This window comes from Psychroflexus torquis ATCC 700755 (genome assembly GCF_000153485.2).
GTDB classification, from domain to species: Bacteria; Bacteroidota; Bacteroidia; order Flavobacteriales; family Flavobacteriaceae; genus Psychroflexus; species Psychroflexus torquis.
On sequence record NC_018721.1, the window covers coordinates 1,944,798 to 1,958,608 of the forward strand.

General features: G+C 36.7%; 12 protein-coding genes. 5 read left to right on the top strand and 7 right to left on the bottom strand.

The genetic code is table 11. The annotated features are described in order from the left end of the window. Positions 1 to 361 precede the first annotated feature (361 nt). From P700755_RS08365 to P700755_RS08385, 5 genes are read right to left on the bottom strand one after another with little or no spacing between them, the layout of a single operon-like run. A complete protein-coding gene (locus P700755_RS08365) occupies positions 362 to 1,165 on the bottom strand; it encodes a 3-keto-disaccharide hydrolase (protein ID WP_015024252.1) in 804 nt (267 codons plus the stop codon). A 22-nt stretch (positions 1,166 to 1,187) separates the two neighbouring features. Further along, complete coding sequence (locus tag P700755_RS08370) at positions 1,188 to 2,243, bottom strand: sugar phosphate isomerase/epimerase family protein (RefSeq protein WP_015024253.1); 1,056 nt, start codon at positions 2,241 to 2,243, stop codon at positions 1,188 to 1,190. A gap of 2 nt (positions 2,244 to 2,245) precedes the next feature. Next, positions 2,246 to 3,388: a Gfo/Idh/MocA family protein gene (locus P700755_RS08375; protein WP_015024254.1), complete on the bottom strand. Its 1,143-nt coding sequence runs from the start codon at positions 3,386 to 3,388 to the stop codon at positions 2,246 to 2,248. 3 nt (positions 3,389 to 3,391) lie between these two features. Continuing rightward, positions 3,392 to 4,618: an MFS transporter gene (locus P700755_RS08380; protein WP_015024255.1), complete on the bottom strand. Its 1,227-nt coding sequence runs from the start codon at positions 4,616 to 4,618 to the stop codon at positions 3,392 to 3,394. Between the two features lie 16 nt (positions 4,619 to 4,634). Then, on the bottom strand, positions 4,635 to 5,612 hold the full coding sequence (locus P700755_RS08385; RefSeq protein WP_015024256.1) for a sugar phosphate isomerase/epimerase family protein: 978 nt from the start codon (positions 5,610 to 5,612) through the stop codon (positions 4,635 to 4,637). Between the two features lie 214 nt (positions 5,613 to 5,826). On the opposite strand from P700755_RS08385, the gene P700755_RS08390 reads away from it, so the two are divergent. Then, the gene (locus tag P700755_RS08390) at positions 5,827 to 7,581 is read left to right on the top strand and encodes a GMC oxidoreductase (protein ID WP_015024257.1); all 1,755 of its coding nucleotides are present in this window, start codon (positions 5,827 to 5,829) and stop codon (positions 7,579 to 7,581) included. Further along, positions 7,578 to 8,180 (top strand): gluconate 2-dehydrogenase subunit 3 family protein, encoded by a 603-nt coding sequence (locus tag P700755_RS08395; protein ID WP_015024258.1) that lies wholly within the window; start codon positions 7,578 to 7,580, stop codon positions 8,178 to 8,180. Before P700755_RS08390 ends, P700755_RS08395 begins: the two co-directional genes overlap by 4 nt. Before the next feature lie 17 nt (positions 8,181 to 8,197). Here P700755_RS08395 and P700755_RS08400 read toward each other — a convergent pair whose 3' ends face one another. After that, positions 8,198 to 8,446: a hypothetical protein gene (locus P700755_RS08400; RefSeq protein ID WP_015024259.1), complete on the bottom strand. Its 249-nt coding sequence runs from the start codon at positions 8,444 to 8,446 to the stop codon at positions 8,198 to 8,200. A 261-nt stretch (positions 8,447 to 8,707) separates the two neighbouring features. Then, entirely contained in the window at positions 8,708 to 9,664 is a 957-nt protein-coding gene (locus tag P700755_RS08405; RefSeq protein WP_015024260.1) for an NAD-dependent epimerase/dehydratase family protein, read from the bottom strand. 114 nt (positions 9,665 to 9,778) lie between these two features. Here P700755_RS08405 and P700755_RS08410 point away from each other — a divergent pair, with 114 nt between their 5' ends. The 3 genes from P700755_RS08410 to P700755_RS08420 all read left to right on the top strand — a co-directional run bounded on the left by P700755_RS08410 (position 9,779) and on the right by P700755_RS08420 (position 13,050). Further along, positions 9,779 to 10,312, top strand: a complete 534-nt coding sequence (locus P700755_RS08410) for a hypothetical protein (RefSeq protein WP_015024261.1) — start codon at positions 9,779 to 9,781, stop codon at positions 10,310 to 10,312. A gap of 12 nt (positions 10,313 to 10,324) precedes the next feature. After that, a complete protein-coding gene (locus tag P700755_RS08415) occupies positions 10,325 to 10,810 on the top strand; it encodes a nuclear transport factor 2 family protein (RefSeq protein ID WP_015024262.1) in 486 nt (161 codons plus the stop codon). A gap of 185 nt (positions 10,811 to 10,995) precedes the next feature. Next, a complete protein-coding gene (locus P700755_RS08420) occupies positions 10,996 to 13,050 on the top strand; it encodes a M13 family metallopeptidase (RefSeq protein WP_015024263.1) in 2,055 nt (684 codons plus the stop codon). Positions 13,051 to 13,811 lie beyond the last annotated feature (761 nt).

Genomic DNA, 13,811 nt, shown 5'->3' on the forward strand with positions numbered 1-13,811 from the left:
ATTTCGGGGCTTATACCAAATTAGACCTATAATGATGCAATAAATCGTTTCTTTTTAGCCTGCTTTTCATCAAAAATAATTACCGTAGCTAAGGCTATGCCAGTTATTTTTGATTTCAATCAATCAAAAAACCTGTGCTGAGCTACGCCGTAGTATAATTCAATTTATTCATACGGCATTATAAATATAATTTGGTATTAGACAAAGTTCTGATATAATTATCATTGATTTTTAGAACTATTTACCTTAAATATGAATGGAAACAAACATGATTAAGGGCTTTATTTTGTGTTTAAGCATGATAATTAGAGAGAGAGAGAGAGAATTGTTTTGCTTAACTTATAATAAGTTAGAATAAATATTAAAGTTCACGTACCCAAATATTTTGAAAACTCACTCCACTCTTGTCTTGGTGATCTTGTAATTTGATTGGTGCTTTCCCGTGTGGTTTGTTTATTGGCAGACCAATGTATTCTGTAGTGCCTAATATCTCAAAATGATCCTGAATGAGCACTCCATTATGTAATGCCGTAATATAAGCTGACTTTATTTTATTACCAACGGAATCAAAAATGGGTTGGCGATAGATGATTTCATAAGTGTTCCACTTACCAGTTGGTGCAGAAACCCTTGCAAGAGGAATAGATTGTTTATAGACAGACCCGACTTGGCCATTTACATAAGTTTCGTTGTTATTATTATCAAGTATTTGTAACTCGTAACGATTTTGCAAAAACACACCACTATTACTTTTATTTTGACCAGTCACACTACTTTCTGGATTAGAACGCCACTCAATATGTAATTGAACATCTCCAAAATTTTGCTTGGTTTGGATATCGCCTGTTTTGTCTTTTACCGTCATACTCCCGTCATCATTCATTATCCATTTTACAGCTGTGGAATCTACAGATGATGTCCATCTGTCAAAGTTTGAGCCATCAAATAAAACGAGAGCATCTGAAGGAATTTTTGAAATAGGATCAACGTTTATTTGTTTGGGTTTGGGTTCCCACACTTCTGTTTCTTCAGGTTTTGTAAGTTCTTTTTTTTCTACAGCTGAAGTTTCTTTGCTTTGTTTGTCTTGGGTTTTGGTTTCTGAATTTTTGTTTTGGCAACTTGTTAATCCAATACAAAACAGACCTATCCAAATGTATTTGTTCATAGTTTAATGGTTTAAAAAAATATTAAATACCTAATATGCGTCTCAAATAAGCTTCATCAGTTTGGGAGCCTCCTGCAAAGTCATCAAAAGCTTTAGTGGTTGCCTCGATAATATGCTTATTGATAAAAGGAGCGCCTTCTCTGGCGCCTTGTTCAGAGCTTTTTATCACACATTCCCACTCCAAAACAGCCCAGACATCGCAACCATACTCCGTTAATTTAGAAAAAATGGTTTTAAAATCAACTTGTCCGTCACCAGGTGAACGGTATCTACCAGCACGATCTTTCCAATCGTTATAACCACCAAAGGCACCCTTCTTACCTGTTGGATTGAACTCAGAATCTTTGACGTGAAAAGCCTTTATAAATTCATTATAGTGATCTATAAATGCTATATAATCTAACTGTTGAAGAACAAAGTGTGAAGGATCATATAAAATATTTACTCTTTTATGGTTACCCGTGGCAGCTAAAAAACGTTCAAAGGTATCCCCGTCATGAATGTCCTCTACTGGGTGTACTTCATAACAAACATCAACACCTGCATTATCAAAAGCATTAAGAATAGGTTTCCAGCGTTCTGCAAGTTCTTTAAAACCTTCTTTTACTAAACCTTTAGGTTGTTGTGGCCATGGGTGCATCATAGGCCATAAAAGTGAACCAGAAAAAGTGGCATGTACATTTATTTTTAAGCGTTGGCTAGCTTTAGCGGCATATTTAAGTTGTTGAACAGCCCAAGCGGTTCGCTCCTTTGGCTTACCTTTTAAGTAGTCTGGAGCAAAGACATCAAACATCAAATCGTGTGCAGGATGTACAGCAACTAATTGCCCTTGAATATGGGTTGATAGTTCTGTGATCTCTAAGCCATAACTATTTATTTTTCCTTTAATTTCATCAGCATACGTTTGGCTCTTGGCCGCTTTTTCTAAATCGATGAGGCGGGTATCTGTAGTTGGTATTTGTATGCCTTTATAGCCTAAATTACTAGCCCATTTACAAAGGTTGTCCAAAGTATCAAATGGTGGTTTATCGTCCATAAATTGAGCTAAAAATATAGCTGGACCTTTAATAGTTTTCATGATTAAGTGTTTTCGATTTTAATCCATATGTTTCCTTTATGATGAGACTCTACAGCTTTTTCAATAAAATTCATACCTCGTGTGCCGTCTAAAATAGTTGGGAATTCTGCAGGATTGTAAGGTTCGTTGGAAACAGCTTTGGCTACGCCTTTGTAGATGTTACCCATCGCGTCAAAAATACCCTCTGGATGTCCTGGTGGAAGTTTGGTACCGTCTAAAGCCAATTCAGAATTATAAGTGTGTCCTGGTTTAAGAACTTGCAGAGCTTTTCCTTCTTCCATCAAAAATAGGTAATTAGGATTTTCTTGCTCCCATCTCAATCCAGCCTTATCTCCATAAATTTTCACTATAAAACTATTTTCTTCTCCTGTAGCTATCTGGCTTGTACAAATAACACCTTTGGCTTGCTTGTTTAAACGAAGAAGGACAGTGGCATCTACGTCCATTTTATTATCCTTGTACACAAAATTTAAATCAGATAAGACAGATTCTATCTTAAGATCACTCACATATTCAATCATGTTAAAAGCATGCGTGCCAATATCTCCTAAACAACAACTTATACCAGATTTATCTGGGTCTAAGCGCCAAATGCTCGAACGCTGTTTTGCATCATGAATGATGGGATTTATCCAGCCTTGATAGTATTGAGCATCTACTTTTTGAATTTTTCCAATGGCACCGCTCAAAACCATTTCACGCATTTGTCTAACCATCGGGTAACCTGTATAGGTGTAGGTTACAGCAAAAACGCTCTTTGTATTTTGTAAGGTTTTTTGTAAGATTTTAGCTTCTTCAATAGTAGTTGTCATGGGTTTTTCGCAGATGACATTAAACCCATTTTCTAACAATTTTTTAGCCATGGGGAAATGCAAAAAATTGGGAGTGAGCACAGATACCACTTGCATCCGTTCAGACTGAGGAAGCTTTAGCTCTTTATCTACTAAAGTATCTAAGTCTTTGTAAACACGATGACTTGGCAAGTCTATTGATTTGGCAAAAGCGAGGCTATCAGCATGATTTACATTAAAAACTCCGCCTACAATTTGATATTTATCGTGCATAGCTGAAGCAATTCGGTGAAGGATACCTATAAGAGAATCGCTACCGCCACCCAAAATGCCTAGCCTTATTTTTTTTGACATAAGTTATGCTTTATATTTAATGGTTTCATTTTTAAAGAATATTCCAAATAATATGAGAACGCCAACAGCAAAAATGGCAGGAAATAACCAAACGTCTTGCCAAGTGTGTGTTCCATCTGCTAAAGCGTTCTTATCTACAATTTGTCCAGCGACCCAAAATCCGATCAACATTCCAATGCCATAGGTGGCTAAAGTGATGAGGCCTTGCGCTGCATTTTTGTACTTTTCTCCAGCTTTGGAGTCGGTATAAATTTGACCTGAAACAAAGAAAAAATCATAGCAAATTCCGTGTAGAGCAATACCTAATATCAGCATGAAAAATAAATCACCTGAATTGCCAAAGGCAAAAAGGGCATAGCGAACACCCCAAGCTAACATTCCAAAAAGCAAAGTCTTTTTAAACCCATATTTTTTAAAGAAAAAGGGCAATAAAAGCATAAAAAACACCTCAGAAACTTGACCTAAGGAAGCCCAAGCTGTAGAATTTTCAACCTTTAATTCTGTCAGAAAAGGGCTGATGTTTTGGTAGTAAAATGCCAATGGAATACAAATAAGCACAGATGACATAAAGAATACTAAAAAGTTTCTATCTTTTAAAAGTTTGAGTGCATCTAAGCCTAAAATTTCAGATAAACTTAAAGCACCCCCTTTATTTTGGGGTGGAGTTTTGGGTAAGGAAAAACTATATAGCCCTAAAACTGCAGAAGCAATAGCTACCATCATAAAGGTATTGGATAGCATACCATTTGCAATATTCTCTGCGGCATCCCATTTAAACACAAAGCTGATAATTAAGCCAGCAACAATCCAACCCAATGTTCCAAAGACCCTAACATAAGGAAAGTATTTGGCAGGATCTTTCATTTGGTAAAATGAAATTGAATTGACTAGTGCTAAAGTAGGCATGTACACAATCATATAGCCTAAGATATAGGGATAAAACTCTGAAAAACCACTGGCTTGAGACATTTGATACATCAAAACAGCACCCATGAGATGAAGTACCGCTAAAATACGTTCAGCATTAAAAAACCTATCGGCAATAAGTCCTATGATAAATGGCGCAACTATGGCTCCCCATGATTGTGTAGAGAAGGCCATAGCTGTCTCGGCTCCAGAAGACTCTAAGTTATTTCCCATAAAAGAGCCTAAGGTTACGAACCATCCGCCCCAGATGAAAAACTCCAAAAACATCATTATAGACAATTGTATGAACCTAGATACTTTCATAGTGGTTTAAGTTAAGTTAGTTTATGGATTCAGATGATTTTAATAATAAATTTTTAATGGCCTCAACGCCATCTTTTTCACTTAGTCTATCCCCCTCATACTCAACGCCAATATAGCCAGTGTATCCAGAATCTTTAACCATTTTTAGGATACGCATAAAATCTAAAGTGGTTTCGTTTCCATTTTCATCAAAGTCATATGCCTTAGCACTTACTGCTTTTGCTTCTGCCAACATCAATTCAATACCTTGATATTTATCAGGAAATTCTTCAAGACACTCCCCCCAATTTTCTCCTGCTTTTCGTTTTGTGCACCAATTTCCGAAATCTGGTAAGGTTCCACAATTTTCCATATCTACCTGTTCGATAGCTTCCATCAACAAAGGAGCATCAGAAGAAAGCCAGCCATGATTTTCGCAAAGTATATTGATGTTTTTGGTCTCAGCATATTTTGATAGTTTTTGGAGACCATCAACCACAGAAGGTAACCATTCCTCTGGGTCATTTGTTCCGAAAGTATTAACTCGGATAGAATGACAGCCAAGTTTTTGAGCGGCATCTACCCATTTTTTGTGGTTTTCTACAGCTTGATTTCTAATGGCTGTAACTGGGCTTGCTAAATCACCTTCGCCATCAACCATAATAAGCACATTGTCCATACCCTGTTTTTCACTCAATATTTTAAGTGAATCAATCACAGCCATAAAACCCAAAGAATCGATTTGTTTGGCATAGATATGATTGACATATTCTAAACCTTCAAAGCCCATATTTTTTGCTATTTCAGCAAATTTAAAGGGATCTACTCCTTGTTCATTAAAAGAACGATGAAGAGACCATTGGGCTAACGAGAGCTTAAAAAAAGGTTTCGTCTCGGCCTTTACAATCCTAGTTTCTGAATTTTCATCAGAATTATTTTTGGACTTATTGCAACTTGTCAATAAAGTAATAAACAGAAAACAAAAAACAGAATGGAGTAAAATAGAACGTTTCATTAAAATTAAATTATTTGGTTTTTAATATCAAAAGATCATATTTAAAATTGTGTTGAAGTTTATCCAATCCAAAAAATTAGGTAAATTTCAATTAATCTATTTAATTCATTTTAAATTAATCTAAAAAATACAACCGCAAAATAGTAAAATAAGCTAAAAAGTGTATTTTTATTCCCAAGTAATTAAAGAATGATTATTTATTCAAAAAAAATCTATGGCTGCTAAAACGATTGATATTTCTAATGAACAATTTGATGCTATTGTTGTAGGAACTGGTATTTCTGGAGGTTGGGCTGCTAAAGAGCTCTGTGAAAAAGGTCTTAAGACCTTAGTTTTAGAAAGAGGCCGTAATATAGAACATGTAAAAGACTACCCCACCGCCCATAAGGATCCTTGGGATTTTCCAAATGGTATAAGTGCAACAAGAGAAACCAAAGAAAGAAAATTCAAACAACATCGAACAGGTTATGTAACTCGAGAACCTCATCAACATTTTTTTGTTGATGATTTAAAACACCCCTATAACGAGGAAAGGAGGTTTGATTGGATTCGTGGCTATCACGTTGGTGGTAGATCTTTGATGTGGGGACGACAAAGTTACCGCTTAAGCGATATAGATTTTGAAGCTAATAAAAAAGAAGGTATTGGCGTAGATTGGCCTGTGCGTTATAAAGATATTGCCCCTTGGTATGATAAAGTGGAGGAATTTATTGGTATAAGTGGAGAAAATCTAGGTTTACCGCAATTGCCAGACCAAAAATTGCTGAAACCTATGGATTTAAATTGCGTAGAAGAGCATTTAAAAGCTCGAATGAGCGAAGAATTTGATGACGGACGCTTATTAACCATTGGTCGTACAGCTCATATTACAGAGGGAACTAAGCCAGGTTTAGGACGTGTGCAATGCCAATATAGAAATAGGTGTATGAGAGGCTGTCCTTACGGCGCCTATTTTAGCAGTAATTCTTCTACATTACCTGCAGCTGATGCTACGGGTAATATGACGCTTAGAACACATTCTGTTGTTTATGAGGTCATTTATGATGAAACCACACAACTTGCAACAGGCGTTCGAATCATTGACGCAGAAACAAAAGAGAAAATAGAATTTAAAGCCAAAGTAATTTTCCTTTGTGCCTCTTCAATGGCCTCGGCCTCAATTTTACTTCAATCTAAGTCTAGTCGTTTTCCCAAAGGCCTTGGAAATGATAGTGGTGAATTAGGACAAAATATTATGGATCATCATTTTCATGTAGGTGCCTTTGGTATTGCAGATGGTTTTGAAGACAAGTACTATAAAGGGCGACGTCCCAATGGTTTGTATATTCCGCGTTTTCGAAATTTAGGTGGTAATACTGATAAAAAAGAATTTTTAAGAGGCTACGGATATCAAGGAGGCGCAAGCAGATCTAGTATTTCTGAGATGGTCGCAGAGTTGAAATATGGTCCAAAACTTAAGGAAGCTATACTTAAACCGGGGCAGTGGAATATTGGCCTGTTAGCTTTTGGAGAAACCTTACCAGATAGCAGTAATCGTATGTATATGAACTACGATATAAAGGATGAATGGGGCTTACCAACTATAACTTTCGATGCTGATTTTGGGAAAAATGAATTAGCAATGCGAAAAGATATGAAAGAGCAAGCCGTAAAAATGCTAGAAATAGCAGGTTTTAAAAACGTAGAAGGATACGACCTTGAAGACCGACGAGCTATGGGGCTGGGCATTCATGAAATGGGTACAGCTCGTATGGGAAGAGATCCTAAAACGTCTGTGCTGAATGAACATAACCAAGTTCACACCTGTAAAAATGTGTACGTCACAGATGGTGCTTTTATGACCTCATCAGGTTGTCAAAACCCGTCGTTGACTTATATGGCATTTACAGCTAGAGCAGCTCATCATGCTGCAGGGCAACTCAAAAAGAACTTAACTCAAAAAAAAGTTAACTTAAAAAATATCACATGAAAAGAAGAGACGCGATAAAACGCATGGGGTATGCCGCTGGATTTGTGGTGATTACTCCAACTATTTTAGGGATTTTGAACAGCTGTACAACCGAAGTTGCTAAATGGACTCCTAAATTTTTAATGCCGGAACAAGCTGAAGTTTTAATCAAATTGGTAAACGTATTTTTACCTAAAACCAGTTTGCCTTCTGCTACAGATGTCAATGTACCCGAATTTATAGACCGTTATGTTGATGAAGTTTTTACCATAGAAGATCAACAACTCTTCAAGGCTGCTTTTAGCAACACCATGACAAAAATCGGTAAACACCAAGGCGTCGAAGTATTAAGTGAGGTTGAAGACTCTCAGCTCAAAGCTTTTCTAGATGAACATTTGATGGTTAAAGATGAGGTTGATACTGAACGTGAGGCTAATCCAGATTTTAAAGGGAAAACGACCTCAGAATTTCTCAATACTATCAAAACTATGACAATACAAGCCTATCTTACCAATGAAAAAATAGGTGAAGAAGTACTATCATATGACCCAGTTCCTGGTGCTTATTATTGTGGTGATTTGGAGTCTCTCACAGAGGGTAAGTCATGGTCTTTAGATTGATTTATTTATGTTTAAATTCAAATCTTGCTTATAAAACCAAGTGCGTGAGGTGTGAGAAGAATAAAAACCGAAAGATTCATGAGAAGGCTTAGACAATGTCCTGATGTAAAAATATTTTTTAATTGGTCATGATCAGTTAAAATAGCTTCCTCTATAGATTTCAAATCCCGCTGCAATTGCCTTTGAGATACACTACTATTTTTTTCATTCAGAAGCTTAAGTAGCTCTCCAGAGGTATAAATATTTGCCTTTAATATAGAAATCATAATTGATAGGAATCTTGTACCAATTGAAACCTATAATGTCGCAATAAATCGTTTTACTGACACAAATTCGGCACAGGCTTTTTCGCCTGATTTTTATCAAAAATAATTACCACAACTAAGGCTATGCTAATTATTTTCAACTTCGATCAATCAAAAAACATGTGCTGAGCTACGTCGTAGTATAATTAAATTTTCAGCAAAAGATATTATTTGCTGAAAACTCAATCTGAAGTTAAGAGTAGCCTATCCGTATTTATTTCGTTAGTTGACATGCTCAAGCGATTTCACACCTTCTAGCATTTCTTTAACAATCATGTTCAAGTCAAAATTATGTTTCCAATTCCAATCTTTTCTAGCTTCAAAATCATCTATACTACTTGGCCATGAATCGGCAATATCTTGACGAAAATCAGGCTCATAATCAATTTCAAAATTCTCAATGTGCTGCTTAACCAACTTGGATAAATCATCTGGGGTAAAACTCACTCCAGACAGATTGTATGAGGATCTCACCTTTATGTCTTGACTAGGAGCATCCATAATGGAAATTGTCGCTTTAATAGCATCATCCATATACATCATAGGAAGCGCTGTATCTTTAGATAAAAAAGAAGTGTATTTAGAGTTTTTCAAAGCCTCGTGGAAAATTTCTATCGCATAGTCTGTCGTTCCTCCTCCTGGCGGCGTTTTATAACTTATGAGCCCTGGATACCTAATACTTCTTACATCTACTCCGTAGCGTTTGTGGTAATACGCACACCAACGTTCTCCAGCTTGCTTACTAATACCGTAAACCGTGGTCGGTTCCATAATTGTGCGTTGAGGAGTATCATTTTTGGGAGTTGTAGGGCCAAACACAGCAATACTTGAAGGCCAAAACACTTTTGAAATCAACTTGTTTTTAGCAAGGTTCAACACATTAAATAAGGAAGTCATATTAAGATCCCATCCTTTGTCTGGAAATTTTTCAGCAGTACCACTTAACATAGCTGCCATCATATACACTTTATCTATCTGATGAGTTTTTACCACGTTTTCAAAATCTGAATAACTGGTGGCGTCAAAGATTTCAAATGGACCTGAGTTTGACTCTGGAGATTTTGGGCGTTTTATATCACTGGCAATGACCATATCATTACCGTGAATTTCTCTAAGGGCAAGGGTTAATTCTGAACCTATCTGTCCGCAAGCACCAACTATTAGTATTTTTGATGACATAAATAATATTTTTCAGCAAATTTAAGCTTTGAAAAGCATTTAAAAATAAAATATCCGTAATTATGAAAAACTTAGCCTATCAACCTCTAAATTTGATATTGAAAACATTTTATCATGTGTATGCGGTTTAAACTTAAAATAATTGGAATTCTCTTTTTTATACTTTCTTCTTTATCCTGTTCAGAGAAAAAGAACGGAAATGATACTAGCGAAGAGAAAGCTAACATCAGTCAAGATCTGGGTAAGAAAATAGAGTTAGACAGCATTAAGCTTATTAAATTATCTCCCCGCTCTAGAAAAGTAACCGATGATTGGATGATGTATGTTGCACTCAACTCTGAGATAGAACGTTTGGAGACCTATAGCATTCAAGATGTTATCGATAATTCAATGACAATTCGCTCAGTAACAGATTCTTTATCTGAAACTATCCCCGATATTTTTAAGACCAATGCCATCCTAGCGAGAGTAGTCACCTTAAAAACACATTCAGAATTATTAAGGGAAAACTCAACTAGAATTGAACCTATCCTTTCAGAGATTGAAGAATTAAGTGCAAAACTGAAGTTTGATTTTAGAAATCTCAATATTCAATTAAATGAAGTTTTTATCATACAAGATAATCTTGGAGAAAAAGACACTCCCTAAAAGCAATTGGTCATGAAACTACTCTTTACTTTTCTATTCGCTTGTCTAAGCTTTGTTTCTGTAGCACAAAAGAAGGCTATAGAACAGAGGATCAACCAATGGCACAAAGCAGCAGAAACGGCTGATTTTAAAACCTATTTCAATGTAATGACAGAAGATGCTGTGTTTGTTGGGTCTGATGCTTCTGAAGTATGGAATTATAAAGAATTTAAAGCTTTTGCGAAGCCCTATTTTGACGCTGGTAAAGCCTGGACATTTACACCTGTAAATCGAAATGTTTACCTAAGCCCCAATCAACAAATGGCTTGGTTCGACGAAACCTTAGATTCAAAACACATGGGAGTGTGTAGAGGATCTGGTGTACTGACAATGCAGAAAGATGAAACTTGGAAAATAGTACACTATGTCTTGTCTATCGCTATACCAAATCCAGATGTGGATAAGGTCGTAAAGCTTAAAGAGGAGTTGGATAAGGTCTACTTAAAAACGATCGATTAAGAATTTTTGAGCGAAAATAGTAAAGAATCCTCGGGGCAAGCTCACGAGGCATTTAGATGGTCGTTTTTGATTGATGAAAACCATCCGTTTTCAAACTTTCCTTAAAACACGAGGCAAGCCTCGGGGAATTAAACCCAATAGAGATTTAAAGACGTATTTTTAGCCAACATATTAAATAAACCATTATGAATAAAGTGAAAATACTGTTGATGTCATTCAGTGCATCAGCTTTGCTTTTTTCGTGTCAGGAGTCTAACAAAGAAGCCGATAACGAAGAGAAAGGGATTACCATGAAATACATGGACACAGCAGTGAACCCTCAAGACGACTTTTATAGCTACGTCAACGGAGGCTGGATGAAAACTGCAGAGATTCCAGATGATAGAACATCTTGGGGTGGTTTTCAAATCTTAAGAAAATCTACGGACAACGATGTTTTAGGGATTCTTAAAGAAGCTGAAAGTTCAGGAAAGTATGATGCAAATTCAGATCAAGGAAAAGCCATTCAGGTGTTTAACTCTATCATGGATACCGTTTCTAGAAACGCTGCTGGGGTAAGCCCGATCACTGGGAAGCTTGATTTGATTTCTGAAATTAAGGACAAGAAGGATATTCAAAAACGTCTTGCAGAACAACCGACTTCCGTGTCGTCCCCATTTTTTGGAGTTTCTTCTTACTCAGACCCAGATAATAGCGATGTGAATGTTGCTTACGTAGGAACTGGAAGTTTAGGTCTTCCAGACCGAGACTATTATCTTGAGGAGGATGACAATTCAAAAGAGATCAGAGAAAAATACAAAGAGCATATCGCAAGTATGTTGATGTATTTTGGAGAATCTCAAGACGAAGCTAAATTTAAAGCTGAAACTATTTTAGCTCTAGAAACTAAGCTAGCAGAACCTAGATTGGATAAAGTTGCTAGAAGAGATTTTAGAAATTTCAATAATAGATATGCTGTAAGCGATCTTGGAGAAGTCGCTAAAAATATCGATTTGAAAACGTATATGACCGATCTAGGCGTTGAAACCTTGCCAGATACCGTTTTGGTAATGGAGCCTAAATACATGGCCGCTTTGGACGAGTTGATGGTCGAAACTTCTCTTGAAGATTTAAAAACTTTGATGAGATGGTCTACTATTAACGACGCTTCAGATCAATTAAGCACAGACATCGCTACGACCAACTGGGAGTTTTATAGCAAAACCTTAAGCGGTGCTAAAGCTCAACGCCCACTAGACGAAAGAGCTCTTTCTGTCGTAAATGGAAGTATTGGTGAAGCTGTAGGTAAGCTTTATGTGGATCAAAAATTCCCGCCAGAGGCTAAAGAAAAGGCTGAAAAAATGGTAGCGAATGTCATTACAGCTTTCAAAAACAGAATTGATAATTTGGAATGGATGACTGCGGAAACCAAAACACAAGCCATTGAAAAGCTTAACAAATTCACTGTCAAAATTGGATATCCAGATGAGTTTGAGGATTACAGTGATCTTAAAGTGGTTCCTGAAAATACCTTTTACGAAAATATGCAAGCGGTATCTTACTGGAATTATTTAGATAATTTAAGTAAAATTGGTAAGCCTGTGGATAAAACAGAATGGGGAATGTCTCCACAAACGGTGAATGCATATTTCAACCCACTTTATAATGAAATCGTTTTTCCTGCTGCTATCTTACAGCCTCCTTTCTATGATTATGAGGCAGATGCTGCCGTAAATTATGGAGGAATAGGTGCTGTTATTGGTCACGAAATTTCTCATGCTTTCGATGATAGTGGGGCTAGATTTGACTCTGACGGAAACCTCAACAACTGGTGGACCGATGGAGATCTTGAGCAATTTACTGAACGAGGAAATAAACTAGCGGACTTATACAGCAGCGTAGAAGTTCTTGATAGTGTTTACATCAATGGTAAATTCACACTAGGAGAAAATATCGGGGATCTAGGTGGAGTTTTAGGCGCTTATGATGGCCTAATGTTGCATTATGAGAATGAAAAAAAGCCCCAAAAAATCAATGGGTTTACTCCTGAGCAACGCTTCTTTATGTCTTGGGCAACCGTTTGGAGAACCAAAGTAAGAGAAGAAGCTTTGAGAACACAAATCAAAACAGACCCTCATTCTCCAGGACAATATAGAGCGTATATTCCACTACAGAACGTAGATGCCTTCTATGAAGCTTTTGACTTGAAAGAAGGAGACGACTTATACATCGCTCCAGAAGATAGAGTGAGAATTTGGTAAGTCGATCATCAATTTAGCTTTTAAGCTAAGTCAATTCATAATAAAGCGGTTGCAAATTCATTTGTAACCGCTTTATTTATTTAAGCCAGTTAACCGCCTGTTATTAGAAATTTTTAAAATTGCCCTGTTGTATTGTTTGCGGGCTTCCCAATGACAAACTCCTGATTTTTATGTTGTACCTGACGGCACAATCTATTGATAGGATTATGCTACACATCATCCTTTTTTTGTCCTGACGGGACAATTAGGAGTGTTCTTCTCTTTTAAAAGGTAACCCTAAGCCCAATTTTAAACCCCTCAACTCACTTTGTCAATATGTCCCGTTAGGGACTAACTCTCGGTAAAAAAAGTGAACGAAAAAAACAGCGTGCCTTTAGGTACGCCCTATGATCTGAGTGTTGCTTTTCGACTTCCCTATACTAGCTCCGGATTTTCATGTTGTACCTGACGCCACAATCTGATGATATCATGATGCTTTGTGTTACCCATGTTATCTATATTTAGTCCCTAACGGGACAATTAGGGTTGTTCTTCTCTTTTTAAAGACACTATGGATTTTAATCTTTGTCCCGTTAGGGACTAACTCTCGGTAAAAAAAAAAAACGAAAGAAACAGCGTGCCTTTAGGTACGCCCTATGATTTTGAGTGTTGCTTTTCGACTTCCTTATAACTAGCTCCTGGTTTTTATATCGCACCTCACGGCACAATCTGATGATATCATGATGCTTTGTGCTACCCATGTTACCTATATTTAGTCCCTA